Origin of the sequence: Pseudarthrobacter sp. NKDBFgelt, assembly GCF_046097905.1 — a bacterium.
GTDB classification, from domain to species: Bacteria; Actinomycetota; Actinomycetes; order Actinomycetales; family Micrococcaceae; genus Arthrobacter; species Arthrobacter polychromogenes.
The window spans coordinates 1-23,854 of record NZ_JBJURL010000067.1 but is presented as its reverse complement, the minus strand read 5'-3'; the positions used below and the strand labels follow the sequence as shown (position 1 = coordinate 23,854).

The 23,854-nt window shown below is 66.7% G+C and carries 21 protein-coding genes, 1 pseudogene and 2 riboswitches; of the genes and pseudogenes, 8 read left to right on the top strand and 14 right to left on the bottom strand.

Going from position 1 to position 23,854, the window contains the following annotated elements:
- The 4 genes from dnaG to ACKAE7_RS16120 all read right to left on the bottom strand — a co-directional run.
- Positions 1-1,407: DNA primase (gene dnaG, locus ACKAE7_RS16135; RefSeq protein ID WP_408979722.1), on the bottom strand; the 1,407-nt coding region annotated here is incomplete at its 3' end.
- 52 nt (positions 1,408-1,459) lie between these two features.
- Complete coding sequence (locus ACKAE7_RS16130) at positions 1,460-2,749, bottom strand: deoxyguanosinetriphosphate triphosphohydrolase (protein WP_104185250.1); 1,290 nt, start codon at positions 2,747-2,749, stop codon at positions 1,460-1,462.
- Complete coding sequence (gene dusB, locus ACKAE7_RS16125; protein WP_408979721.1) at positions 2,742-3,920, bottom strand: tRNA dihydrouridine synthase DusB; 1,179 nt, start codon at positions 3,918-3,920, stop codon at positions 2,742-2,744. Before dusB ends, ACKAE7_RS16130 begins: the two co-directional genes overlap by 8 nt.
- Before the next feature lie 61 nt (positions 3,921-3,981).
- Positions 3,982-5,373, bottom strand: a complete 1,392-nt coding sequence (locus ACKAE7_RS16120) for a YibE/F family protein (RefSeq protein WP_188809309.1) — start codon at positions 5,371-5,373, stop codon at positions 3,982-3,984.
- Positions 5,374-5,515: 142 nt separating this feature from the next.
- Here ACKAE7_RS16120 and ACKAE7_RS16115 point away from each other — a divergent pair, with 142 nt between their 5' ends.
- The gene (locus tag ACKAE7_RS16115; RefSeq protein WP_191036063.1) at positions 5,516-6,271 is read left to right on the top strand and encodes an alpha/beta fold hydrolase; all 756 of its coding nucleotides are present in this window, start codon (positions 5,516-5,518) and stop codon (positions 6,269-6,271) included.
- A 9-nt stretch (positions 6,272-6,280) separates the two neighbouring features.
- Positions 6,281-7,105 carry a 1-acyl-sn-glycerol-3-phosphate acyltransferase gene (locus tag ACKAE7_RS16110; protein WP_188809307.1) on the top strand — a complete coding sequence of 275 codons (825 nt, stop codon included), beginning with the start codon at positions 6,281-6,283 and terminating at the stop codon, positions 7,103-7,105.
- A gap of 66 nt (positions 7,106-7,171) precedes the next feature.
- On the opposite strand, the gene ACKAE7_RS16105 is transcribed toward ACKAE7_RS16110, so the two are convergent.
- The 3 genes from ACKAE7_RS16105 to ACKAE7_RS16095 all read right to left on the bottom strand — a co-directional run bounded on the left by ACKAE7_RS16105 (position 7,172) and on the right by ACKAE7_RS16095 (position 10,792).
- Positions 7,172-8,206, bottom strand: a complete 1,035-nt coding sequence (locus ACKAE7_RS16105; RefSeq protein ID WP_408979720.1) for a GNAT family N-acetyltransferase — start codon at positions 8,204-8,206, stop codon at positions 7,172-7,174.
- A 2-nt stretch (positions 8,207-8,208) separates the two neighbouring features.
- Positions 8,209-9,594, bottom strand: a complete 1,386-nt coding sequence (locus ACKAE7_RS16100; protein WP_104185255.1) for a glycine--tRNA ligase — start codon at positions 9,592-9,594, stop codon at positions 8,209-8,211.
- Between the two features lie 190 nt (positions 9,595-9,784).
- Positions 9,785-10,792 carry a DMT family transporter gene (locus tag ACKAE7_RS16095; RefSeq protein WP_188809305.1) on the bottom strand — a complete coding sequence of 336 codons (1,008 nt, stop codon included), beginning with the start codon at positions 10,790-10,792 and terminating at the stop codon, positions 9,785-9,787.
- Positions 10,793-10,825: 33 nt separating this feature from the next.
- Between ACKAE7_RS16095 and ACKAE7_RS16090 the strand changes: the two genes are divergently transcribed.
- Positions 10,826-11,053 carry an RNA-binding S4 domain-containing protein gene (locus tag ACKAE7_RS16090; RefSeq protein ID WP_174178903.1) on the top strand — a complete coding sequence of 76 codons (228 nt, stop codon included), beginning with the start codon at positions 10,826-10,828 and terminating at the stop codon, positions 11,051-11,053.
- A 105-nt stretch (positions 11,054-11,158) separates the two neighbouring features.
- Here the strand turns inward: ACKAE7_RS16090 and ACKAE7_RS16085 are convergent, their stop codons facing one another.
- Complete coding sequence (locus ACKAE7_RS16085; RefSeq protein WP_104185258.1) at positions 11,159-11,809, bottom strand: alpha/beta hydrolase; 651 nt, start codon at positions 11,807-11,809, stop codon at positions 11,159-11,161.
- Between the two features lie 78 nt (positions 11,810-11,887).
- On the opposite strand from ACKAE7_RS16085, the gene ACKAE7_RS16080 reads away from it, so the two are divergent.
- Together ACKAE7_RS16080 and ACKAE7_RS16075 are read left to right on the top strand one after the other, a co-directional pair.
- Positions 11,888-12,757 (top strand): SGNH/GDSL hydrolase family protein, encoded by an 870-nt coding sequence (locus ACKAE7_RS16080; RefSeq protein ID WP_377102432.1) that lies wholly within the window; start codon positions 11,888-11,890, stop codon positions 12,755-12,757.
- Between the two features lie 58 nt (positions 12,758-12,815).
- Entirely contained in the window at positions 12,816-13,340 is a 525-nt protein-coding gene (locus tag ACKAE7_RS16075; RefSeq protein ID WP_190613588.1) for a hypothetical protein, read from the top strand.
- A gap of 39 nt (positions 13,341-13,379) precedes the next feature.
- On the opposite strand, the gene ACKAE7_RS16070 is transcribed toward ACKAE7_RS16075, so the two are convergent.
- A complete protein-coding gene (locus ACKAE7_RS16070; RefSeq protein WP_408979719.1) occupies positions 13,380-14,864 on the bottom strand; it encodes a CoA-acylating methylmalonate-semialdehyde dehydrogenase in 1,485 nt (494 codons plus the stop codon).
- 61 nt (positions 14,865-14,925) lie between these two features.
- The gene (gene mmsB / locus ACKAE7_RS16065; protein WP_190613592.1) at positions 14,926-15,828 is read right to left on the bottom strand and encodes a 3-hydroxyisobutyrate dehydrogenase; all 903 of its coding nucleotides are present in this window, start codon (positions 15,826-15,828) and stop codon (positions 14,926-14,928) included.
- Between the two features lie 134 nt (positions 15,829-15,962).
- Here mmsB and ACKAE7_RS16060 point away from each other — a divergent pair, with 134 nt between their 5' ends.
- The gene (locus ACKAE7_RS16060) at positions 15,963-16,862 is read left to right on the top strand and encodes a LysR family transcriptional regulator (protein WP_408979718.1); all 900 of its coding nucleotides are present in this window, start codon (positions 15,963-15,965) and stop codon (positions 16,860-16,862) included.
- Positions 16,863-16,914: 52 nt separating this feature from the next.
- On the opposite strand, the gene ACKAE7_RS16055 is transcribed toward ACKAE7_RS16060, so the two are convergent.
- The 4 genes from ACKAE7_RS16055 to ACKAE7_RS16040 form a co-directional block, all read right to left on the bottom strand.
- Positions 16,915-18,033, bottom strand: coding sequence for an alcohol dehydrogenase catalytic domain-containing protein (locus ACKAE7_RS16055; protein ID WP_190613598.1), 1,119 nt, complete (start codon positions 18,031-18,033; stop codon positions 16,915-16,917).
- A 78-nt stretch (positions 18,034-18,111) separates the two neighbouring features.
- Positions 18,112-19,494 carry an MFS transporter gene (locus tag ACKAE7_RS16050; RefSeq protein WP_190613600.1) on the bottom strand — a complete coding sequence of 461 codons (1,383 nt, stop codon included), beginning with the start codon at positions 19,492-19,494 and terminating at the stop codon, positions 18,112-18,114.
- A gap of 181 nt (positions 19,495-19,675) precedes the next feature.
- A complete protein-coding gene (locus tag ACKAE7_RS16045; protein WP_408979717.1) occupies positions 19,676-20,791 on the bottom strand; it encodes a homoserine O-acetyltransferase in 1,116 nt (371 codons plus the stop codon).
- 12 nt (positions 20,792-20,803) lie between these two features.
- Positions 20,804-20,919, bottom strand: a riboswitch (SAM riboswitch).
- A 98-nt stretch (positions 20,920-21,017) separates the two neighbouring features.
- Positions 21,018-22,343: a bifunctional o-acetylhomoserine/o-acetylserine sulfhydrylase gene (locus tag ACKAE7_RS16040; protein ID WP_408979716.1), complete on the bottom strand. Its 1,326-nt coding sequence runs from the start codon at positions 22,341-22,343 to the stop codon at positions 21,018-21,020.
- Between the two features lie 42 nt (positions 22,344-22,385).
- Positions 22,386-22,502: riboswitch (SAM riboswitch) on the bottom strand.
- Between the two features lie 163 nt (positions 22,503-22,665).
- Between ACKAE7_RS16040 and ACKAE7_RS16035 the strand changes: the two genes are divergently transcribed.
- Together ACKAE7_RS16035 and ACKAE7_RS16030 are read left to right on the top strand one after the other, a co-directional pair.
- Positions 22,666-23,304, top strand: coding sequence for a VOC family protein (locus tag ACKAE7_RS16035; RefSeq protein ID WP_188809297.1), 639 nt, complete (start codon positions 22,666-22,668; stop codon positions 23,302-23,304).
- Positions 23,305-23,519: 215 nt separating this feature from the next.
- A pseudogene (locus ACKAE7_RS16030) lies at positions 23,520-23,854 on the top strand (endonuclease); the annotation flags it as partial.

The following is a 23,854-nucleotide window of genomic DNA, read 5'->3' as shown; positions in this document are numbered from 1 at the left end:
CCCGCCGGGTGGGGCTGCGGGGGCGGAGGCCCGTGGAGCGGCAGCGGGAGCCCCTCCCAGGTCGCCGCGCTTGCCGGCATTTTTGACTTCCGTGGTGACCAGCCGCAGGACCTCGTTGGGGTCCGGCATGCCCAGCCAGCCTGTGAGGGCCTGGCAGTAGCCGGTCCGGGTGGAGGCGTCGCGGATGGCGGCAACTACGGGCACCGAGGCTTTCAGGCCCTGGACGCGCCCTTCCACGGTATCCAAGTTGAACTGCTTCAGGGTTGTCCGGATGGCGAATTCAAACAAGGGCCGGCGGGACTGCACCAGGGCGTGCACGGCTTCGTCGCCCCTGCTTTGCCGCAGGTCGCAGGGATCCGCACCGGTGGGCTCCACGGCTACGTAGGTCTGGGCAGTGAAGCGCTGGTCCTCCTCGAAGGCGCGCAGCGCCGCCTTCTGCCCGGCGGCGTCGCCGTCGAAGGTGAAGATGACCTCTCCCCCAGTGCCGTCGTCGGACAGCAGGCGGCGGGCGATCTTGATGTGGTCGGTGCCGAACGCGGTGCCGCAGGTGGCAACCGCCGTCGTGATTCCTGCAAGGTGGCAGGCCATCACGTCCGTATAGCCCTCCACCACCACAAGCTGCCGGTCCTTGGCGATGCTGCGCTTGGCGAGGTCGATGCCGTACAGCACCTGTGACTTCTTGTAGAGCGCGGTCTCGGGGGTGTTGAGGTACTTGGGGCCTTGGTCGTCCTCATAGAGCTTGCGGGCGCCGAAGCCGATGGTGTCGCCGGCGATGTCGCGAATGGGCCAGACCAGGCGCCCCCGGAAGCGGTCGTAGATTCCCCGGTTTCCTTCGGAGAACATTCCTGTCAGCTTGAGTTCCGCATCCGTAAAGCCCCGGCCGCGGAGGTGCTTGAGCAGCGCGTCCCAGCCTTGCGGGGCGTAGCCCACGCCGAACTGCTCTGCGGCCGCCCGGTCGAACCCGCGGCCGTGCAGGAAGGTGCGTGCCTCCGCGGCGCCGGGCGTCAGCAGCTGCGCCTGGAAAAACTCGTCGGCGATTTTGTGGGCGTCCAGCAGCCGCTGCCGGCGCCCCACTTCCTCGCGGTTGGGGCCGGTTCCGCCGTCCTCGTACCGCAGCTCGTAGCCGATCCGGGCGGCCAGCTTCTCCACGGCTTCCTGGAACGAACTGTGGTCCTGCTTCTGCACGAACGCGATGACGTCGCCGTCCTCGCCGCAGCCAAAGCAGTGGTACCGGCCCACCTGCGGCCGGACGGTGAAGGAGGGGGAACGTTCGTCGTGGAAGGGGCACAGGCCTTTGAAGGTCCCCAGCCCGGCGCCCTTGAGCGTGACGTAGCCGTCAACCACTTCCTTGATGTCCGTGCGCTGGCGGACTTCGTCAATATCTTCGCGTTTGATCAGCCCTGGCACAGAGCCATCCTAGCCTTGGGGTACGACGGCGATGAGCGCCACGTGGGATTCCTCACCACAGCGACGGCAGGCTCCCCACCAGCCGTTCGTACATGGCCAGTGCCGAGCCGTCGGTCAGCGACGCCACCTGGTCGATCACCACGCGGAGGCGCGCACCGTCGTCGGGCGCGTCCCGCCAGTCCGCCGCGAACATTGGTTCCAGGTGGCGGTCTCCGGTGGCGCTCAGGGCCGTGACCAGGGCGTGGAGCACCTCACGCTGGCGCTCGTAGATGGGCTGGCGGTGCTCGGTGGTCATCACGAACGTGGTGGCCAGGCCCTTCATGACCGCGATCTCCATGACGGTCTCGTCCGGAACCATAAGCTCGGCGTTGAACCGCGTCAGGTTCTCCGGGCCGTACACGGCGCGGGTGGTTTCCAGCGCGCTCTGGCAGAACCTGCCGATCAGCTGGCTGGTCATGTTTTTCAGGGCCGCCATGGATTTGCGGCTGCCGTCGGCCTCGCGCACCCACACGTCCGTGGCTTCGAGCCGGGCCAGGGCGGCGTCAATGGCGGCGGGATCATTGTGCGGCAGGTACCACTGCTTGGCGTAGCCCACCACCCTGGCGCGGTGGTCCGGGTTGTCCATCCACCGCAGCTGGAAGTGCCCGGCCACGATCGCATCCTCGACGTCGTGCACGGAATACGAAATGTCGTCCGCGAGGTCCATCACCTGGGCCTCCAGGCAGGAGCGGCGCTCCGGAGCGCCCTCCCGGATCCAGTTGAAGATCGGCAGGTCGTCCTCATAGGCGCCGAACTTGCTGGTCCGCTGGCCGTGGATCACCGGGGCTTCCAGCGCGGACCACGGGTATTTGGCTGCCGCATCCAGGCTTGCCCTGGTGAGGTTCAGGCCTGCGGGCTGGCCGTCCGGCGTCAGCACCTTGGGCTCGAGCCGGGTCAGGAGCCGCAGGGTCTGGGCGTTGCCCTCGAACCCTCCGATGGCGTGCGCCACCTCGTTGAGCGCCGATTCCCCGTTGTGCCCGAACGGCGGGTGTCCGAGGTCGTGGCTGAGGCAGGCGGTGTCCACGACGTCGGGATCGCAGCCCAGGGAACGGCCCAGCTCGCGGCCCACCTGGGCAACCTCGAGGCTATGGGTCAGGCGGGTGCGGACGAAATCATCCGTGTCCGGCGCCACCACCTGGGTCTTGGCGCCCAGCCGGCGGAGCGCCGAGGAATGCAGCACGCGGGCGCGGTCACGTTCGAAGTCCGAGCGGTAGACGTTCTTGGGCGGCTCCTCCACCCAGCGCGCGGAGTCGTGGGTGTCATAGCCCGGCAGGACCGGGGCGGCAGTACGCGTTTCAGCCACCGGAAACGTCCAGTTCCGCCGCGGAGATGTCCCGCGACTGGTCCGCATTGAGGGCGCGGGATTCCAGCCAGTCCTTTGGCAGCGCGGGCCGCTTGGGCGAGCCAGCCCGGCCGCGGGGGCCTTCGGCGTCGACCCCGGGGTAGGGAGATTCGGTGTCCAGCTCGTCCAGGGCGGCGCGCAGTTCCTCAAGGCTGTTTACCAGCGCCATCCGCGTGCGGAGCTCGCCTCCCACCACGTAGCCCTTGAAGTACCAGGCGATGTGCTTGCGGATCTCCCGCAGCGCCTTGCCCTCGTCAGCGAAGGTTTCCACCATGAGTTCGGCGTGCCGGTACACGCCTTGGGCCACCTGGCCCAGATTCGGCTTGTGCCGGGTGTCGCTGCCTTCGAAGGCAGCCTGCAGGTCACCGAACAGCCAGGGCCGGCCCTGGCAGCCGCGGCCCACCACCACGCCGTCAACACCGGTTTCGCGGACCATGCGGACCGCGTCTTCCGCGGACCAGATGTCCCCGTTGCCCAGCACCGGGATGTCCGGCAGGGCCTCGCGCAGGCGCGCGATGGCGGACCAGTCGGCCTGACCGGAGTAGAACTGGGCGGCCGTGCGGCCGTGAAGGGCGACGGCGGCCACTCCGGAGTCGCGGGCGATGCGGCCGGCGTCGAGGTACGTGAGGTGGTCATCGTCGATGCCCTTGCGCATCTTGATGGTCAGCGGAACGTTGCCCTTCGATGCTTCCCTGACGGCGGTCTGCACGATCGAGGTGAAAAGGTCGATCTTCCAGGGCAGGGCCGAGCCGCCGCCCCTGCGGGTGACCTTGGGAACGGGGCAGCCGAAGTTGAGGTCGATATGGTCCGCGCGGTCCTCCTCGACGAGCATGCGCACAGCCGCGCCTACTGTCACCGGGTCCACGCCGTACAGCTGCACGGACCGCACCTTTTCGTCGTCGTCGTGGGAAATGATCCGCAGGGACTCCGGTGTCCGCTCCACCAGGGCACGGGAGGTGACCATCTCCGCCACGTACATGCCGCCGCCGTATTCACGGCAGAGCCTGCGGAAGGCGGAGTTGGTGATGCCGGCCATGGGCGCCAGGATCACCGGCGTGTTCACGGTGATGGGACCCAGCTTCAGGGGCGGGAGTTCCAGCTTGGGGGCGGGAGGGGTTGCTGCAACAGTCACCTGTCCATTGTTGCAAAGCCGGGCAAATCGGGCTGCCGGACCTGCTGGTCAACCAAGGTGTTCAGCCGCGGTCTGCCCGGCGCCCACGCCTGGTGGGCGGTGCGTCCTCCAGCTCAGCGGCGGAAAGCCGCGACCGGCGGGCAAGGGCTGCTGCGGCCAGGGACCCGTTGTCATCCACGCCCGGCTCCCCCTGGCTGCCTGGTTCCGCTGCCTGGGGCTCCTGTGCCTCCGGGCCTCCTGCCCGGACGCCGGTGGCCTTGACCACCAGCACAGCGATCAGCGTGGTGACCGGAATGGCCAGGACCAGCCCGATGGAGCCCACCAGGGTCCGGATGACTTCCTCGGACAGCTCCGCGCTGGTGAGCGTGTCAGCGAGCGGCCGGTCGTAAAGCATCACGATGATGAGGATGGGAAGGGCCGCGCCGGCGTAGGCGAACGCGATGGTGTACACGGTGGACGCAATGTGGTCCCGGCCGATCCGCATGGCCGAGGTGAAGAGTTTCCGGGCACTGCTGCCCGGCGCCAGTTCGTACAGTTCCCACACCGCGGAGGACTGGGTGATGGTCACGTCGTTGAGGACACCCAGGCCGGAGATGATGAGCCCGCACAGGATCACGCCGGAGATGGAGATGTTGGCGGAGGTGTTCACCAGGGTGGTTGCCTCGTGGTTCCCCACCCCGGCGAGGTTCGCCGCGCCGGTTGCCCATGCCGCCAGGAGCGCGGTGATGCCCAGCCCGAACATTGTGCCCAGCAGTGCGGTGGAAGTCCGGGCGGAGAAGCCGTGGGCGAAATACAGGACCCCGATCATGATCACCGTGGATCCCACCAGTGCCAGCAGGAGCGGCGGTTTCCCTTCCACCAGCCCGGGAAGCATAAAGCTGGCCAGCACGAAGTACGCGCCGACAAGCCCGATCAGGGCGCGGAGGCCCCGCCAGCGGGCCACCGCGATCACCACCGCCGCGTACAGCAGCGCCAGCAGGACGATCGGCAGGGTCCGGACGAAGTCCACGAAGATGAAGGCGGGCGAACCCTGGGAGGCGGAGGCGCCCTGGGCGTTGGACAGGTTCAGGTACCTGATCTGGTCACCGGGCTTCACCCCGTGCGACTTCGCGACGTCCGGGTTGATCACCACCTTGACCGGGCTTCCTCCCTTGTCCGGTTCCGTGTAGGCAAAGGTGCAGTCAGATCCCTGTTGGCTTTGCTGGCCCTGCTGGGTTTGCGCCGGCTCTCCCTGGCCCTGCTGGGCAATGCCCTGCATGCAGTTTTCCGTCACCACGCTTTGGATGGCGCCGGTATCGAAGGTGACTCCGGGCGCGGCGGAGTAGGGGTTGGCCAGGGAGATGCCCTCCTTGCTGCCGGAGGGCCAGAGCATCGCCATCCCTGCGAGGGTGAGCAGCGTCAGCGGAATCAGTACTGCCGCGAGGATGCGGTTTGCCTTCCGCCGGGCGGCCATCGCCTGCGGTGTTGGCTCCGAATGACCTGTGGAAGCGTGGGAGTGACCGGACCCCATCAGCTGTAGAACCTCATACATTGAACTCTACGTCCGGCACCGTAGGGTTGATAAATGGATCATCGGGGACTGGGAGGTACCAGGTATGGCCAACAGCAATACTGACAAAAACAATGGCGCGCGCCCTTCCGAAGGACACGGGGCCGCCCGCCAGGCAGTACTCAGCGTCCGCAGTTCGTCAGGTCCCACGCGGGGAGTTGCACTGGTCCTGCATGGGGGCAAATCCCAAAGCCGTGAGCCTGTGGAGGCCAAGCACCTCAGTCCGGCAAGGATGGTGCCCTTCGCCTGGCACCTGCACCGCGCCGGCCGGAAGCACGGCCTGGCCGTATGGTCGCTCCGCAACAGCGTTCGCGGCTGGAATGGCCCTGACATGTCCCCACTGCAGGACGCGCGCTGGGCACTCGCCCGGATCCAGGAGCAGCACCCGGACGTGCCCGTGTTCCTGGTAGGACATTCCATGGGCGGGCTCACCGCTGTGATCGCCGCGGACCACCCAGGCGTGGAGGCCGTCGTCGCCCTTGCCCCTTGGCTCAACCCCGCAACTCCCACGTCCGGAGTGGCCAACCGCAAGGTGCTTATTGTGCACGGAACCACGGACAGGTGGACCAGCGCCTCGGCGTCCCTGCTGTTCGCCCGGCGTGCCTCCACCGAGGCAGCCAGCATGCAGTACGTTGCCCTCAAGGGCGCCGGCCACTTCATGCTCCGCAAGATCGGGGTGTGGCAGACGCTGACCACCGGCTTTGTGATGAAGGCATTCTCGGAAAGCATCGGCAAGGAGCTACCCCTCCCCGCGGACTTCACCAGGCTGCTGCCGGAATCGTCCGTCCAGGTGACCCTGTAGGGACTTTCCATGGCATGGCGTCCCGCACCCAATGACCCCTTCTACCGTGTGATTGTCCGCTGTGGACTCCTGCTTCGCCGGATCTTCCGGACCCGGATCATCAGCAGCGGGACGCAACACCTGCCGCCTCCGGGGCCGCGGACCGGCACCTCAAGGGCTGTGGTTCCGGGCAGCGGCGCCGTTTTTGCCATCACGCACTTTGGCTACGTCGATTTTGCCGTCGCCGAGCTCCTCCTGTGGAAGCACTTGCGCGCGGAGCTGCGGTTCCTGGTCCATCAGGGCGCGGCCGATCACTGGCTTGCCGGACCGGCCATCAGCGCTGCCGGCCACGTGGTGGTGGGGTACAGCGGACGTTCGGACGCCTACGATGCGGCGGTGGCAAAGCTGCGCGCCGGGGAGTATGTTGGCGTGTTCCCGGAGGCAGGCGTGAGCCGCAGCTTCACCGTGCGCGAGTGCAGGACCGGCGCGGTCCGGATGGCGGCCGAAGCCGGGGTTCCGGTCATCCCTGTCGCCGTCTGGGGCGCCCACCGGATCCTTACCCGCGGTCACGGTTTTTCGGCCGGAAGGACATGGCGGGCCCCGGTTCGGATCCATGTGGGTGAGCCGCTGGCCTTCGCGCCGGGCGACGATGTTGAGGCCGGTACTAAGGAACTCCGTGCCCGCCTCCAGGACGGGATTGGGAAGTGCATTGTGGACTTTCCGCTGCAGCCGGAGCCGGGCGCATGGTGGATGCCCGCCCACCTGGGTGGCGGCGCACCGACCGAACCCGAGCGGCAGGTACTCGACGCGGAGGACGCCGCCAGGGGCCGCCGTCGTGATCCCCGCCCAAACTAGGCAGCAGCAGATGTCGAAATGGGGCTCCACAACGACACCTGCTGCCACCTGGTTGGGTAGCGGCGCCTAGTCCGAGACCACCAGGGTTTCTGCTCCTGCCAGCCGCGCCTTGCCGTTCTCGAGCAGGGGTTCGACGGCGGCGCGGAGGGCGGTCATGGAGTCGTCCAGTTCCAGCATGACCGGGTGCTGGTACGCGATCAGCGCGAGCATGTCGCGCACGGCTTCCGCGGCGTCGTCCGGGGCCAGCGCGGTCTCGTGGCCGACGAAGACGTCCGTGGGCGTTTCCGCCCCGGTATCCTCCTGGCCAGGTGCCCCATCCGGATTGGCCGGCGCCGCGTAGCTCACGGCGAAGGCCCGGATCCGGCCCTTCTTGCTGGGTGCAACGCCTGCCCCGAAAGCCGACTCAGGCTGGGCCCGCAGCACGATTGCGCCGTGGGCGCCGGTGAGGTCGTCCAGGAAGAGCTTCTGCACCTGGCCCATTGACAGTACGCCCGGCGAGTCCCAGCCGTGGATGGAGGTGTAGTACCTGCCCACAACGTCGGTCAGTTCCACGGAGCCCGTGGCCAGGTCCATTACGACGTCGGAGCCCGCGTTCTCGTCGTTGGCCGGCCCCCCGCCGTCGTCCTTGGCCGGGAACACCGGCAGCCGCAGGGCTCCCGGTTCGATGACCACCAGCCGGGAGCGCTGGATGGGTTCCAGCTCGAAGGCCTCTACGAAGGCGGCACCCGGGGTGCCCGGCTCCACTTTGGCGCGGAGCCTGGTAACGCCCGACGGCGAGTGTTCAGCTTCGCGGCGCAGCATCGCCAGGAGCGTGGCACCGATGCCGGCGCGCCGGTGGTCCCGCGCCACCTCGATGTAGGCCCAGAGCCGTTCGGGATGCAGGGAAGCTTCGTAGACGACGCCGGCGGCAACCGGAATCCCGACGCCGTCGATCACGTCCTCGGCCACGATGCAGCGCCGCCACGTCGTGCCGTTGGTCCCGGCGGAGGAAAGAGCCAGCGCGCCACGGAACTGGCGGGCCTGGTGGGTTTCCGGGTCGCCCCAGATTTCCAGCAGCGCCAGGTCGTCCCCTTCCCGCCATTCGCGGTATTCGATGGCCATGGTCAGGCGCCGATCAGGCGTGCGGCCAGGTAGCCTTCCACCTTGTCCAGGGAGACGCGTTCCTGGCTCATGGTGTCCCGCTCGCGGATGGTCACGGCCTGGTCCTCGAGGGTGTCGAAGTCCACGGTGATGCAGAACGGGGTGCCGATTTCGTCCTGGCGGCGGTAACGGCGGCCAATGGCGCCGGCATCATCGAAGTCGATGTTCCAGTTCTTGCGCAGCTGGGCGCCGAGGTCCTTGGCCTTCGGGGAGAGGTCCTCGTTGCGGCTCAGCGGCAGGACGGCGGCCTTGACCGGCGCCAGGCGCGGATCCAGCTTCAGGACGGTGCGGACGTCCACGCCGCCCTTGGCGTTGGGAGCCTCGTCCTCGGTGTAGGCGTCCACCAGGAACGCCATGAAGGAACGGGTCAGGCCCGCGGCGGGCTCGATCACGTACGGGGTGTAGCGCTCGTTGGTGGCCTGGTTGAAGTAGCTCAGGTCCGTGCCGGAGGCCTTGGCGTGGGTGGAGAGGTCAAAGTCGGTGCGGTTGGCGATGCCCTCCAGCTCGCCCCATTCGGAGCCCTGGAAGCCGAAGCGGTACTCGATGTCCGTGGTGCCCTTGGAGTAGTGGCTCAGCTTTTCCTGCGGGTGCTCGAAGAAGCGCAGGTTTTCTTCCCGGATGCCCAGGCCGGTGTACCAGGCCATGCGCTCCTTCATCCAGTACTGGTGCCATTCTTCATCCGTGCCGGGCTCCACGAAGAACTCCATTTCCATCTGCTCGAACTCGCGGGTGCGGAAGATGAAGTTGCCCGGGGTGATCTCGTTGCGGAAGGACTTGCCGATCTGGCCGATGCCGAACGGCGGCTTCTTCCGGGAGGTGGTGAGCACGTTGTTGAAGTTCACGAAGATGCCCTGTGCCGTTTCGGGACGCAGGTAGTGCAGGCCCTCTTCGCTGGCAACGGGGCCCAGGTAGGTCTTGAGCAGGCCGGAGAACTCCTGCGGCTCGGTCCATTCGCCGCGGGTGCCGCAGTTGGCGCAGGCGATGTCCTTGAGGCCGTTCTCGGCGGGGCGGCCCTTCTTTTCCTCGTACTCTTCCTCGAGGTGGTCCGCGCGGTAGCGCTTGTGGCAGGAGAGGCACTCCACCAGCGGATCGGAGAAGACCTCAACGTGGCCGGAGGCTTCCCAGACCTGGCGGGGCAGGATCACGGAGGAATCCAGGCCCACCACGTCCTCGCGGCCGCGGACCATGGACTGCCACCACTGGCGCTTGATGTTTTCCTTCAGTTCTGCGCCGAGGGGCCCGTAGTCCCAGGCAGAGCGCGAACCTCCGTAAATCTCACCGGCCTGGAACACGAATCCCCTGCGCTTGGAGAGGGAGATGACCTGGTCGAGTACGGATTTTGCTGCCATGGGGGTAACTCCAATTTCTACAGGGCCGCTGGGTGCGGTCCGCGGTTTCTGGCCCCGGCGAAGCCAGCGGCGGGATACCTCTGGCTGCAGGGCGGGGCGGGTGAAGGAAAGTGCGAAAAAGCTGCGTGTACCAGCCTACCGGCCGCTACCTGCCCGGACGTTATCTGCGCAGGCGTTATCTGCGCAGGCGTTATCTGCGCAGGGCGCCCCGGGGCCAGGGCAGGGTGGCCAGGATGATGGCGGCGAGGGTAAGGATGGTGCCCAGGACCGTGGCCGGAGCCACAATTGTTCCCGGAGCCGGCAGCACCACGTCGAGGGCGAGCGAGCCCAGCAGCTGCCCGGCGATCATGCCCAGCCCGGTGACCAGCACGCCCAGGCTCCGGACCAGCAGCGCGCCAAGGCCGATGAACACGCATCCCATGGGGCCGCCAAGGTAGTACCACCACTCGGCGGGCAGCGGGTTCCCCGGCCCGGCCACGGAAACTTTGACCGCGTAGGCAGTCCACAGCACTACGGAGCCCGCAATGAAGTTGACCAGGGTGGCCGCGATGGGCGTGCCGTAGTGGACTGTGGCCGTCCCGTTCATGGCCTGCTGGAAGCTCATCAGGAACCCTGCCGCCACCGGCAGGAGGAGTGGAACCAGGAGGGCCGCGGGGCCGCCTGGTCCTGCCCCGCCGTCGGCCGCCATTCCCGGAGTGCCGCCAGCCGCGGCGAACCGGGGTGACACAGCCCAGGCAACGGCGGCGATGGTCAGGAGGCACCCGATGACCCGGATGGCAGTAACCGACTTCCGGCCGGCCGGTCCGATACCGAGCTTGTCCACCAGCAGGCCGCTGACGGTCTGGCCGGTGACAGTTGCCACGGTGAAGAGGGCGACGCCGAGGATGCCAACCGTGAAGGACTGGGCGAAGACGAACAGCGCACCGATGCCGCCGGCCAGTACATAGATGCGTGGAAACGCCCGGCTGCGGACCGCGGGCAGGATCCGCGCAAGGCCGGCCCGGCCGCGCGGCAGGAGCAGCGAGATCAGGATCATCACCACCAGCCCTGTGCTGAAGCTCACCACCGCTGCGGCGATGCCGTCATTGAGACGGGTGCCGAGGGCGCCGTTAATCCGGCCCTGGACAGGAATGGCGAGGCCCGCGCCCACCGCGAGTGGAAGGCCTGCGAGCAGCGGCAGGCGGGGGCTGGAAGTCATTGAATCAACCCTACGTCAGGCATCATTGCTTGTATGAGCAATGTTGAAGAGATCACCATCCGCGACAGCATGATCCGCCTGGGCCAGCTGTTGAAGCTCGCCAACCTGGTGGAGGACGGAGTGGAGGCGGCGGAGCTCATCAAGAACGGTCTCGTCAAGGTCAACGGGGAGATCGACGACCGCCGCGGCCGGCAGCTGCACAATGGCGACACCGTCACGGTGAACGGCCAGACCGTGAAGGTCGTCGCGCCGGAGGCCTGACCGCCCCCGCAGGGCAGGAAGACAGGCAGGGCAGGCAGGCAGACAGGGCAGGCAGGCCTCCGGCGCCGGCCGGGCCGCTGAAGCCGCCGCCCGCCGTCGTACGTTCTATTTCTTGAGAACCTCATGCGTGAGGAACTCGCCCACGTGCCCGATCTCCTGCTGGTTGATCCCGTGCCACATGCCCGTGTAGAGGACCTTGGTGAGCTTGACGTGCTTGCGGACCCAGGCCATGGTGAAGTCGATCTTGTCCGGGGTGATCACGGGGTCCTGCTGGTCGCGGCCCCAGAACATGGGCACGGTGCCGTCCAGCTCGCTGTCCCGGAAGCTGGGATCGTCGCCGGCGTCCACCACGAAGCCTGAGAGTCCGACGACGGCGGCGAAGTCGGTGGGCCGCTGCCGCAGCAGGGTGGTGGCCATAGCCATGCCCATCGAGAAGCCAAGAAGGGTAACCGACGGGTGTCCCACCCGGATGGCGTCGATCCACTCGAGCACGTAGGCCGATGCTTCCTTGACGCGGTCCAGCGAGTAGTCGATGGACGCCGTGAGCGGGAACCAGGTGAAGCCCGGGCCCATGGCGATGGGGGCGCGGACGGACGCGACGGCAAAGCCGCCGGGCAGCATGTCGGCCAGGCTCAGCAGGTCCTGTTCGTTCGCGCCGTAGCCGTGCAGGAGCACCAGCAAGGGCTTGCCATCACGCTGGTCCTCCGGATGGGACCACAGGACAACAGGGGCAGGAAATACTTCGGCGTCAGTCATGGTTTCCATTCATACCAGTTACCCACAGGTAACTACCTACGTTGGCGTAGCCAGGGAAGCGAAAGGCAGGATAGGACCGTGAGTGACACAAGCGCCATCGAGACCCCATCCATGACCGCCGGCTCCCACCCTTGGAGCCGGTATGTGGCCATGGGTGACTCCTTTACCGAAGGCATCGGGGACCCCGAGCCCTCAAGCCCGGGCGGGTTCCGCGGCTGGGCGGACCGCGTTGCCGAGGAACTGGGCCGCACCCAGCCGGACTTCGCCTATGCCAACCTCGCCGTCCGCGGGCGGCTGCTGCAGCAGATCGTGGACCAGCAGCTCGCCCCGTGCCTTGCGCTGAAGCCGGACCTGGTCACCCTGTCCGCGGGCGGAAACGACCTGCTGCGGCGGGGCGGGGATCCCGACGTCCTCGCCGCAAAGCTCGATTCCGTGGTTCAGATCCTTACGATGGGCGGCGCCACGGTGGTGCTGTTCAACGGCCCGGACACCGGCACGTCCGTGCTCGGCAGGATCCGCAGCAAGGTTGCCATCTACAACGAGAACCTGCGGACTGTCGCCGCCCGGCACGACGCCGTCATTGCGGACATGTGGTCGCTCCGCCAGCTCAGCGATCCCCAAATGTGGGACGAGGACCGGCTTCACTTCTCGCCCCTGGGCCACCACACCATTGCCGCCATGGTGCTGGATTCGCTGAATGTGGAGCACACCCTGCAGCCCCTCCAGCCCAAGCCGTTCCCGCCCCGGAGCTGGCGGGAGGCCCGTTCCGGCGATCTGGTGTGGGCCCGCCAGTACTTTGTGCCGTGGGTGCTGCGCCGGCTGCGCAACCAGTCGTCCGGTGACGGCATTACGGCAAAACGGCCGACGCCGGGTCCCGTCTTTGGTCCGGGCGTTCCGCTGGGATCAGGCGAGGGTCCGCTGGGGTCGGCAGCCGGCATCCGGAACTAAGCCCGGTATTAACGCGCCGGGGTTAAGCTGGAGGGACACACACGAGAGGCTTAGCACCGTGAGCAACCTGTTTTTCTGGATCATCATCCTGTCATTCGTGATTCCGATGGCCATGCGGATGTACCGGAAGTCTGTGGCCCGCCGGGACCAGCAGCAAACCTTCTCGGGACGGTATCCGGACCAGTTCCCGGGTTCCGGGCAGTTCCCCGGACCGGGGGGCTTTGGTTCCAGCGGCCCGCAGAGCAAGCAGCCCCGGGACGGCTTCACCCAGCAGGACTACCTCGCGGGCGGATTCCGCCAGATCGGGCAGCCGGCGCCGCTGCCGCCCAGCCAGCCCCTGCCCCCAATCCAGCCGGTCCCGCCCGCGGACCAGCAGTTTCCGCCGTACGGACAGCAGCCGTACGGACAGGACCAGCACAAAGAAGCCCCACAGCAGCCCGCTGCCCCCGCCACTCCCCCGCCGCCGTCGGCCCCGCAAGGGTTCCGGGCGCGCAAGCTCGCGGAACTGGACCAGCAGTACAGCAACGGAGAACTGTCCGTTGAGGAATACATGGCCCGCCGCAGCGAAATCATGGACGGCTAGGGCACAACCGGCATCCGCCCGTTCAGTCGGCCTGCTGGCTCAGTCCACCTGGGGAAAGCCTAAGTCGATGACCGATGTTGCCGGGTCCGGCCACCGGGTGGTCACTACCTTGCCGCGGGTGTAGAACCGGATACTGTCCGGCCCGTACATGTGGGTGTCACCGAACAAGGAGTTCTTCCAACCGCCGAAGGAGAAGGTGCCCACCGGCACCGGAATGGGCACATTGACGCCAACCATCCCGGCTTCGACGTCGAACTCGAACTGCCGCGCGGCGCCGCCGTCGCGGGTGAAAATGGCAACCCCGTTGCCGAACTCGTTGTCGTTGACCAGGCGGACAGCGTCACTGTAGCTGTCCACCCGGACCACGGACAGGACGGGGCCGAAGATCTCGTCGTCGTAGACCTTCATGCCGGGCTTGACGTGGTCCACCAGGCTGACGCCGATGAAGAACCCGTTCGAGTCGAACTGCTGTGACCGGCCGTCCACAACCACCGTGGCCCCTTCGCTTTCGGCGCCGGCAACGTAGGAGGCAACTTTCTCGCGGTGTTCCGCGGTGATCAGCGGACCCATCTGCGATGCCGGATCCGTGCCGGGGCCGATCTTAAGGGTGGCCATCCGGCTCTTGATGGCAGCCACGAGGTCGTCGGCGATGCTGCCGACGGCGACGAGCACGCTCACCGCCATGCATCGCTCACCCGCAGAGCCGTAGGCGGCGGAGATGGCGGCGTCGGCGGCCATGTCCAGGTCCGCATCCGGCAGGACCACCATGTGGTTCTTAGCTCCGCCCAGGGCCTGGACCCGTTTGCCGTGGTCGGCTGCCCGCTTGTAGATCGATTGGGCGATGGGTGTTGATCCAACGAAGCTGACTGCTTTGACATCCTGGTGCTCGAGCAGGGTGTCCACGGCTTCCTTGTCGCCCTGGACCACGTTCAGCACCCCGGCCGGGAGTCCGGCCTCGGCGAACACCTCAGCGATGAACACGGCAGAGGACGGGTCCTTTTCGCTGGGTTTCAGAAGCACTGTGTTGCCGCATGCCAGGGCGCTGCCGATCATCCAGAGCGGCACCATAGCCGGGAAGTTGAATGGCGTAATGCAGGCCACCACGCCCACGGGCTGACGGACGGAGTGGACATCCACACCGCTGGACACCTGCTCGGAGCGTTCTCCCTTGAGCATGTGGGACAGGCCGGTGGCGAACTCGATATTCTCGAGGCCACGGGAGATCTCCCCTTCGGCATCGGAGAGAACTTTGCCGTGCTCGCTGGTCAGGATGGCGGCGAGCTCGGACTTGCGCTCATTGAGGATTTCGCGGACACGGAAAAAGATGTTGGTCCGTTTGGCGAGGCTCGCGGCCCGCCACGCCGGGAGCGCGGCTTTGGCTGCGGCAATGGCTTCCTCCACCCTGGCGGCGGAGGCCAGCGCCACCTGTTTTTCCTGCTCGCCGGTGGCGGGATTGAAGACGGGGCCGAAGCGCTCGGCCTCGGTGACGCGGTTGCCGTTGATGTAATGCGGAATGGTGTGCATGAAGGTTTCTTTCTAAGGAGTTCAGATGGCTGTGGCGTGGACGGCGGACTCGCGCAGGCAGCTACTTCGCAGCATCGAGCGAGCCATCGGCAAGCTTGATGATCATGGAGCAGTCCTTGCCGGACTCGCCTGCGTCAATGAGGCGCTGGTACAGCTGCTGCACGTGCCTGCCGATTTCGAGCGGCGTTCCTGTGTCCTCGGCAGCGCTGATGGCCAGTCCGATGTCCTTGTTCGCCAGTTCGGCGGTGAACGTGGGTGCGAATTCATTGTTGGATGCTGCGGTGGGAACGACACCCGGTACGGGATACCAGGTGCGCAGGGCCCAGCTGTCACCGGAGGAAACCGAGGCGATGTCCCAAAAGACTTTCTTGTCCAGGCCCAGCCTGTCCGCCAGCACGGCACCCTCCGCCGTGGACGCCAGGTTGATCAGGAGCATCAGGTTGTTGCAGATCTTGGCCGCCTGCCCCGTGGTGGGTCCGCCGGTGGGGATGACGTTGGCGGCCATCGGCTCGATGAAGCGGCTGGCGTCCGCCACGGCGCCCGGTTCGCCGCCCACCATGAACGTCAGCGTTCCAGCCTTTGCGCCGCTCATGCCGCCCGAAACCGGGGCGTCGACGAAGCGGAAGCCGGCGGCAGCGGCGGCGTCGTGCAGTTCCTTCGCGGCTGCGATGTCGATGGTGGAGGAATCGATGAGGAGGGTGTTTGTAGCGGCGTGCGCCAGCACCCCGTCCCCGCCCAGGTAGACCGCCTTGGCGTGCTCGCCTTTCGGAAGCATGGTGAAGACGGCGTCGGCGCCCGCCACGGCTTCTGCGATGCTGCCTGCCGGCTTTACCCCTCCGGCTTCAGCGGCGGCGAGGGCTGCCGGGTTGAGGTCGAACCCCCGTACGTCGTGCCCGGCCTTTGCCAGGTTCGCCGACATGGACCCTCCCATGTTCCCCAAACCAATCCAACCGATTACTGCCATGGCATAAGCTCCTTTGCTGTGTCTCCGACCGGCGGCCGTAACGTCTGTGTCCACCATCACACCCCGCTATAGTGCAATCAAGGGAAAAAATCACAGATGGCATGTGCACTGATGCACATGCCTGGAAGGCAGGCATGACGCAGCTACCGAGTCCGGACGACCTGCTGATCCTGCTGACAGTGGCCCGGCTGGGGCGTTTCAACGCCGTCGCCGAAACGCTGGGCACAACGCACACCACCATTTCGCGCCGGATCCTGGCCCTCGACAGGCAGCTGGGCGGCCGCACCCTGGAGCGCAGCCCGCACGGGTGGGAACTCACGGAGCTTGGAGCTTCGGCCGTGGCCGCGGCGGAAAGGATCGAGGAAACGCTCGGCTCGCTGGCCGCTGCCACAAGCCAGGACCGGGACGCCCTGTCCGGCATGGTGCGCATCAGCACCTCCGACGGGTTCGGCGCCGAATTCGTGACGCCTGCGCTGGTCCGCCTGCAGCAGCGGCATCCACTGCTGAACGTGGAGATGTTGAGTGCCACGCGCAGGGTCAGCCAGAACCGCTCCGGCGTGGACCTTGAAGTGGTGGTGGGACGCACCGACGTGAGCAACGCCCAGGCCATCTTCCTGACCAACTACTTCCTCCGGCTTTACGCCAGCCCCGCCTACGCCGCGGAGCGCGGCCTGCCGGAGACGCCCGACGGCGTGAGGCAGCACGGCTTCGTCTCTTACGTTGAGTCCGCGCTCCAGGTTGCCGAGCTGGGGCACCGGTCCTCGCAGCTTCCAATGCCGAAGTCCAGCTTCCAGGCGACCAGCATCTTTGCCCAGGTGGAGGCGGTGCGCCGGGGCGCCGGAATCGGGCTGCTGCCGAACTTCATGGTGGCGCGCAACCCCGAGTTCGTTCCGGTGCTCCCCGAAGCGTTCCAGCGCCAGGTCCCCATCTGGGCAGTGGCCCGCCCGGAGTCGCTGCGGTCCGCCCGGGTGCAGGCCGTGATCGGTGCGCTTCAGCATGAGGTGGCGGAGCGCCAGGATCTGCTGGCCGCCTGAGCTGCTGACAGCTTCGGTGGAGGACGCCGGCGTCGTGGCCCCAAGGCCGGTTTCACGCCTGGAAGAGCCGCCTCACCACCTGCCCGGCGGCGAGCGCGTCGAGGCCTTCGTTGATCTCCGCCAGTGGCCTGGTGTCCGTGTGCAGCAGCTCAACGGGTAGCCGGCCCTCGCGCCAGTACCCCAGGTAGAGGGGAATGTCCCGGTCCGGAACGGCGTCGCCCATGTAGGAGCCCAGCAGCCGCTTGCCCGCGCCGGCAAACTGCAGCGCAGGCACTGTCAGCTCAGCGGTGGGGTGCGGCAGGCCGACGGAAACCACCGCGCCGCCCCTCGTCACATGCCCGAGACAGGACGCAATCACCGGGGCCGAGCCCACTGCCTCGATCGCGATGTCCACGCCGTCACCCGCGGCTTCCGAGATCAGGCGGGCGGCGTCCTCCGGGGTCCCCACCGCGGTTGCCCCACACTTCATGGCAAGTCCGTGCTTGGCCGTGTTCGGATCAATGGCAATGACGGCGGAGGCACCGGCGAGCGTGGCAGCCATAACGGCCGAAAGCCCCACTGCGCCGAGCCCGAAGACGGCGATGGACTGGCCTTCCCGGATGTCGGCCGTGTTGAGGACGGCGCCCATTCCGGTGAGCACGGCGCAACCGAACATCGCCGCGACTGTGTCGGGGACGTCGTCGTCGATCACCACCACTGATTCGCGGGCCACCACCGCGTAATCCGCGAAGGCGGAAACCCCCAGGTGGTGGTTGATCCGCTCCCCCGCAGGCGTGCGCAGCAGCGCCTCACCGTGCAGAAGGTCACCGGAGCCGTTGACCTCGGCGGCCCGGTGGCAGAGCGCGGGCCGCCCAGCCAGGCAGGCGCGGCAGGAACCGCAACTGGGGACGAAAACGAGGACCACGTGGTCCCCCACGGAAACGTCGGTGACGCCCTCACCCACCGACGCTACCCGTCCCACGGCCTCGTGACCCAGTGCCATGGGAAGCGGCCGGACGCGGGATCCGTCCACCACTGACAGGTCTGAGTGGCACAGGCTGGAGTAGGTGACGGTGACGCCCAGCTCGCCGGCGCGGGGTTCGGGGCGGCTGAGCTCCTGGACCACCAGGGGCTGCGCTTCGGCGTAACTGGTGCCAGGAGGAACTGTGGAATAGAGGACTGCTGCTCGCATGGTGTTCCTGACTTTATGTTTGTGGACAGGCAGCTGCCGTGGCCGTGGTGCTGTGCCGTGGGGAGTACTTCCTGGCGGCTATTTCTTGGCCGCGGCCAGGAGATCGGCGGTGCCCTGGGCGTCAGCGGCATCGACATCATGAAGTGAGATACCGCGGGTTTCCCTGAGGAAGAACACCGAGATCGCTGTCACGACGCAGGCGCCCAGGAGGTAGAACGCCACCGGAAGGGACGAGCCGAAGCTGGCCAGCAGCGAGCTGGCGATGATGGGCGCCAGCGAGCCGGCCACGATGGAGGTCACCTGGTAGCCGAGGGAAACGCCGGAATACCGCATGCGGGTGGGGAACATTTCCGCCATGATGGACGGCTGGCCAGCGTACATGAGGGCGTGGAACAGCAGGCCGATGGTGATGGCTGCCAGGATAATGAAATCGTTGGCGGTGTCCATCATCGGGAAGGCGAAGAAGCCCCACGTTCCTGCGAGGATTGCACCGGCCATGTACACCGGGCGGCGTCCCAGGGAATCGGACATCTTGCCCACCAGCGGTACTGCGCAGAAGTGGATGAAGTGTGCCACCAGCAGGAGGAGCAGGATGCGGGAGGTGTCCGTCTGCACCACCACCTTCAGGTAGGTGATGGAGAACGTGACTACAAGGTAGTACAGGATGTTCTCCGCAAAGCGCAGGCCCATGGCGGTGAACACGCCACGCGGGTACCGGCGGAAGACTTCGGCAACACCGTAGCCCTTGTTCTCGACGGTTACTTCCTTGCGGGCCTCGAGGAAGATCGGCGCGTCCTGGACCTTGGTGCGGATGTAGTAGCCGATGATGACGATCACTGCGGAGAGCCAGAAGGCGACGCGCCAGCCCCAGCTGAGGAAGGCTTCCGGGGAGAGGGTGGAGGACAGGGTGAACAGGACGGCGGTGGCGAGCAGGTTGCCCATGGGGACAGCGGACTGCGGCCAGCTTGACCAGAAGCCGCGGGACTTGTTCGGGCTGTGCTCGGCGACGAGGAGCACGGCTCCGCCCCATTCGCCGCCCACCGCGAAGCCCTGGACGAAGCGCAGGAACACCAGCAGCGCCGGGGCCCAGTAGCCGATCTGCGCAAAGGTCGGCAGGCAGCCCATGAGGAAGGTGGCAACACCCACCAGGATGATGCTCAGCTGCAGCAGCTGCTTGCGGCCAAACTTGTCGCCGAAGTGGCCGAAGACGATGCCGCCGATGGGGCGGGCAACGAAGCCGACCGCGTAGGTGACGAAGGCTGCGATGATGCCGTCCAGCTCGGTTCCGGAATTGGGGAAGAACAGCTTGCCGAACACCAGCGTGGCGGCGGAGGCGTAGAGGAAGAACTCGTACCACTCAACCACGGTGCCGGCCATGGAGGCCGTGACGACCTTCTTCAGGCCTGAGGACTTGACGTCGGTTTCCTCGGGCCGCCGCGCGGCGGACTTTTCCGTACTCATTGATGAACTCCTTCGGCGTCTTCTTCGACACCACTGGGACAGTCTGTGGCGGATACGTGTGATTTTGGCCACGAACCGCCGGGTCCCAACGAGTATGGTCCGCCTGAACACCAAGCTCAACGGCGAATCATGCAGAGGCTATCTGCATAAATGCACATTTGCCTGCCTGTGAGGGGAAGTTTTATGCCGAGAGGTGCGCCCGGAGCTGGTGGCCCAGCTGGCCTATTTCGGTCAGGAAGCCGTCATGGCCTATCGGCGCCTCAATGACGTGGACGTCCACTTCTCCCGGCAGGGCCGCGGCAAGTTCCCGGGACTGGGCCGGGAAATAGAGCCGGTCAGAATCCACGGCTGCCACGAAGAAGCGCGCACGCGACCGCGCCAGGGTCTCGGGAAGCGGCCCCCGGCCCCGGCAGATGTCATGGCTCATCAGGGCCTCGGTGATGGCGATGTAGCTGTTGGCATCAAACCGCCGGACCAGCTTGTTCCCCTGGTGGTCCAGGTAGCTTTCCACCTGGTAGCGTCCGCGGGCGGCCAGGACGCCACCCTGCAGGGGTGACTCCGGAGCCTGGGGTTCGCGGCCGAACCTGCCTTCCAGTTCCGCCGCGGAGCGGTAGGTGATGTGCGCGATCCGCCGGGCCAGGGCCAGGCCGTCCTCGGGGAACGGGCCGCCGTAGTAGTCGCCGCCATTGAAATTGGCATCCTGGCGGATCGCCAGGGTCTGCGCCTGTGCGAACGCAATCTGCTCGGCCGTGCTGGCGGCGCCGATGGAGATCACTCCGCAGCGCTGCACCCGCTCCGGGAAGGAGATGGCCCACTCAAGTGCGCGGGCTCCGCCCATGGAACCGCCCAGCACCGCAAACCAGCTCCGGATCCCCAGCTGGTCAGCCAGCCGGGCCTCCGCCACAGTGCTGTCCCGCAGCGTGACCAGGGGAAACCGGGATCCCCAGGGGGCCCCGTCCGGTGCCGGCGACGACGGCCCGGTGGACCCGTAGCAGCCGCCCACAATGTTGATGGACACTACAAAGAACCGGTCCGTGTCCACGGGCGCACCCGGCCCGGCCAGCTGCTCCCACCAGCCCGGTTCGTCGGTATCGCCGCGGGTCACGTGGGTGCTGCCGGTCAGGGCATGTTCGATCAGGACGGCATTGCTGGCGTCCGCGTTAAGGGTGCCCCAGGTTTCGTAGGCCAGGGTGACCTCGGGCAGGTAGCCGCCGGCTTCAAGGTCCAGTCCCCCAATGGAGGCATAGCGGACGATTCCGTGTTCGGGGACGGTGGTACGGGTGACGGTAACCGTCATGGCAAGACCTCTTCTACGCGCTTGCCCGCCGTCGAATGACCGGCAGGCCAGGTCTTCACCCGGGGCACCCCACCGCGGAAGGAGGGTTGCCGGCCAGCAAGCCGGGGCTGTCACTGGCACTCATGACCTGGTTCGAGTGTACGAAACAGCCCCCGCCTGCCGCCAAGAGTGTGACTGGTTGTGACTTCCCCGGCCTGCCGCCGTGGTGGGTTCTTCGGGTGCCTGGCTAGGCTCCGGTGGCATCCTTCGCTGCCCGGAATCCGGCTTCCAGGTCCGCCAGGATGTCATCGATGTGTTCGATTCCCACCGACAGCCGGACCAGGCCGGGGGTTACGCCGGCAACAGCCTGCTGCTCCGGGGAAAGCTGACTGTGGGTGGTCGACGCCGGGTGGATGACAAGGGAGCGGACGTCACCGATGTTCGCCACATGGGAGTGCAGCTCCAGCGCGTCCACGAAGCGCTTGCCGGCCTCGGCTCCGCCGGCCAGGTTGAAGGACACAATGGCGCCCGTGCCCTTGGGGCCATACTTGCGGCCCCGCTCGTACCACGGGCTGGAGGGCAACCCCGCATAGGCGACGGATTCGACGTCGTCCCTTCCCTCCAGCCAGCGCGCCACTTCCGTGGCGTTGGCAACGTGCCGTTCCACGCGCAGGCTCAGCGTTTCCAGGCCCTGTGCGATCAGGAATGCGTTGAACGGGGAGACGGCGGAGCCCAGGTCCCGGAGCAACTGGACGCGGGCCTTGAGGATGTAGGACAGGTTGGCGCCAAGGGCACCGTCCTTGCCCAGGTCCCTGGCGTACACCAGCCCGTTGTAGGTGGGGTCCGGGGTGTTGAAGCCCGGGAACTTCGCCGGGTCCTTGCCGAAGTCGAAGTTTCCTGAGTCCACGATCACGCCGGCAATCGCGGAGCCGTGGCCGCCCAGGTACTTGGTTGCCGAATGGACAACGATGTCCGCTCCCCATTCCAGCGGGCGGATCAGGTACGGGGTGGACAGGGTGTTGTCCACGATCAGGGGCACACCGGCCTCGTGTGCCACCTGGGAGATGCCTTCGATGTCCAGGACGTCCTGCCGGGGGTTGGAAACCACCTCGCCGAAGAACAGCTTGGTGTTGGGCTGCACTGCAGTGCGCCACTGCTCCAGGTTGTCCGGGTCCGCCACGAAGGTCACCGAAATGCCGAACTTCTTCAGGGTGTGGGCAAAGAGGTTGTATGTTCCGCCGTAAAGGCTGGGGCTGGCAACAATATGGTCGCCGGCCTCCGCAATGTTCAGGATGGCGAAGGTCTCGGCGGCCTGGCCCGAACTCAGCAGCAGTGCCCCCAGCCCGCCTTCAAGGCTGGCGATCCGCTGTTCCACGGCCTCCTGGGTGGGGTTGCCGATGCGGGTATAGATGGGTGCCAGTTCAGCAAGGGCGAACCGGTTGGCGGCGCTCTCGGCGCTGGGAAAAACGAAGGACGTGGTCTGGTAGATAGGAAGTGCCCGGGCGCCTGTGGCACTGTCCGGCTCCTGTCCTGCATGGATCTGGCGGGTTTCGAATGACCATCCGTTGGACAACTAAGGCTCCTTTGACTGGGCCCGGCATGCACGAAGCACCGCGGGCCGCGCTTGCCATCCGGCCATTTACCGGACAGCCAGGTCCTCACCCGGGGCACCCCACCGCGGAAGGAGGGTTGCCGGCCAGCAAGCCGGGGCTTGGCGCTGGCACTCATAACCTGAGCCCAGTGTAGGAACACCTGCACAAAGCGGCACAGCATTGTGACGAACATGGTCCCGCGCATGACCCCTGCGGGAGTCCGCGCAATCACTTTCCGCAGGGGAAATCCCAGTAAGGCTACCCTTAGCTGAGAGCCCGATCACAAAGTGCCAAGATGTTGCCATGCGCATGGATCACGTCTCTTACGCCTGTGAACACGATGGCCTGGCTGCCACCACCGAACGTATTTCCTCTGCCCTCGGCGTTGAGGCAGTGAAGGGTGGAGTACACCCTCGGTTCGGAACCCGGAATATGATCATCCCGCTCGCGGGGCACAAGTACCTTGAGGTCGTTGAGGTCCTGGACCACCCGGCTTCGGACAAGGCCCCCTTCGGCCAGGCAGTGCGTGCACGGTCTGCAGCCGGCGGCGGCTGGATGGGCTGGTGCGTCGAGGTAGATGACCTGGCCCCCTTTGAGGAACGCCTGGGCCGCTCCTCAGTCAACGGCAACCGTAAGTTCCCTGACGGCCGCGAACTGGTTTGGAAACAGATCGGCATCCTCGGCCTGATCGCGGACCCCCAGGTCCCGTACATGCTCAAGTGGGAGGGCGATCCTTCCCTGCACCCCTCCAACGCTTATGAGAGCAACGTCAAGATGAGTTGCCTCACCATAGCCGGCTCTGCCGCCCGGGTAACCGAGTGGCTGGGTGAACCCGTGGAGAAGCCGCTGGAAGATGTAGCCGTGGAATGGGTGGCACCGCACGGAACCCCCGGGATCCTTTCGGTGACTTTCGAGACCGCCAACGGGGCAGTCATTATCTGATGCCCCCTCCCGGCATGGGTTCGCCCCCGCCGGGTATCAACCCGGGCCGGTACTTGAGACTGCCCGCGTAAGCTTCGGCCGCCATCAGCAGGTGACAACGGCGTCACCCGCCGATGGCGGCCGAATTCGTCTCCCAGCAGTTCCAGTTTGCCGTGTTTCCCGCATGCCCGGCCTCTTCCGGCGTCAATGTCAGACCCCCTTGCCATGATGGGTTTATGGGCAGCGAAGCGGTGGCGAAGGCGTTTGCGGACATCAGGGCCGCGCTTGCCGTGCTCAACGCTGAGGTGGACGGGTGTGGTGCGGAGCCGTTCTCTGCTGCCGATCCGTTGGCCGGGCTGGCGGACGGGAGCCTGGACATTCTCGCCGGCGCGGCGGCTGTGGAGGCCGGCGTGGCGGGGTTGAAGGCCCGTGCTGCCATGAAGTACGCCGACACCGCCCATGCCCTGGCCCCTCCCGGGATGCCGGTGCAGGCACAGGAAATGGCCGTCGCCGCGGAGATCGGGTGCGTGCTGGCCATCGGGCCGCGGGCCGCCAGCGCGTTCCTGTCCGT

Bases quoted from the DNA above. Each gene is read 5' to 3' on its own strand.
- ACKAE7_RS16105 (WP_408979720.1), bottom strand. From the start codon at position 8,206: ATGGCCATCGAATACCGCGAATGGCGGGAAGGGGACGACCTGGCGCTG.
- ACKAE7_RS16095 (WP_188809305.1), bottom strand. From the start codon at position 10,792: ATGACTTCCAGCCCCCGCCTGCCGCTGCTCGCAGGCCTTCCACTCGCG.
- ACKAE7_RS16085 (WP_104185258.1), bottom strand. From the start codon at position 11,809: ATGACTGACGCCGAAGTATTTCCTGCCCCTGTTGTCCTGTGGTCCCAT.
- ACKAE7_RS16050 (WP_190613600.1), bottom strand. From the start codon at position 19,494: ATGAGTACGGAAAAGTCCGCCGCGCGGCGGCCCGAGGAAACCGACGTC.
- ACKAE7_RS16060 (WP_408979718.1), top strand. From the start codon at position 15,963: ATGACGCAGCTACCGAGTCCGGACGACCTGCTGATCCTGCTGACAGTG.
- ACKAE7_RS16035 (WP_188809297.1), top strand. From the start codon at position 22,666: ATGCGCATGGATCACGTCTCTTACGCCTGTGAACACGATGGCCTGGCT.
- ACKAE7_RS16100 (WP_104185255.1), bottom strand. From the start codon at position 9,594: ATGGCAGCAAAATCCGTACTCGACCAGGTCATCTCCCTCTCCAAGCGC.
- ACKAE7_RS16110 (WP_188809307.1), top strand. From the start codon at position 6,281: ATGGCATGGCGTCCCGCACCCAATGACCCCTTCTACCGTGTGATTGTC.
- ACKAE7_RS16120 (WP_188809309.1), bottom strand. From the start codon at position 5,373: ATGGCCGCCCGGCGGAAGGCAAACCGCATCCTCGCGGCAGTACTGATT.
- ACKAE7_RS16090 (WP_174178903.1), top strand. From the start codon at position 10,826: ATGAGCAATGTTGAAGAGATCACCATCCGCGACAGCATGATCCGCCTG.
- ACKAE7_RS16115 (WP_191036063.1), top strand. From the start codon at position 5,516: ATGGCCAACAGCAATACTGACAAAAACAATGGCGCGCGCCCTTCCGAA.
- mmsB (WP_190613592.1), bottom strand. From the start codon at position 15,828: ATGGCAGTAATCGGTTGGATTGGTTTGGGGAACATGGGAGGGTCCATG.
- ACKAE7_RS16070 (WP_408979719.1), bottom strand. From the start codon at position 14,864: ATGCACACCATTCCGCATTACATCAACGGCAACCGCGTCACCGAGGCC.
- ACKAE7_RS16055 (WP_190613598.1), bottom strand. From the start codon at position 18,033: ATGCGAGCAGCAGTCCTCTATTCCACAGTTCCTCCTGGCACCAGTTAC.
- ACKAE7_RS16045 (WP_408979717.1), bottom strand. From the start codon at position 20,791: ATGACGGTTACCGTCACCCGTACCACCGTCCCCGAACACGGAATCGTC.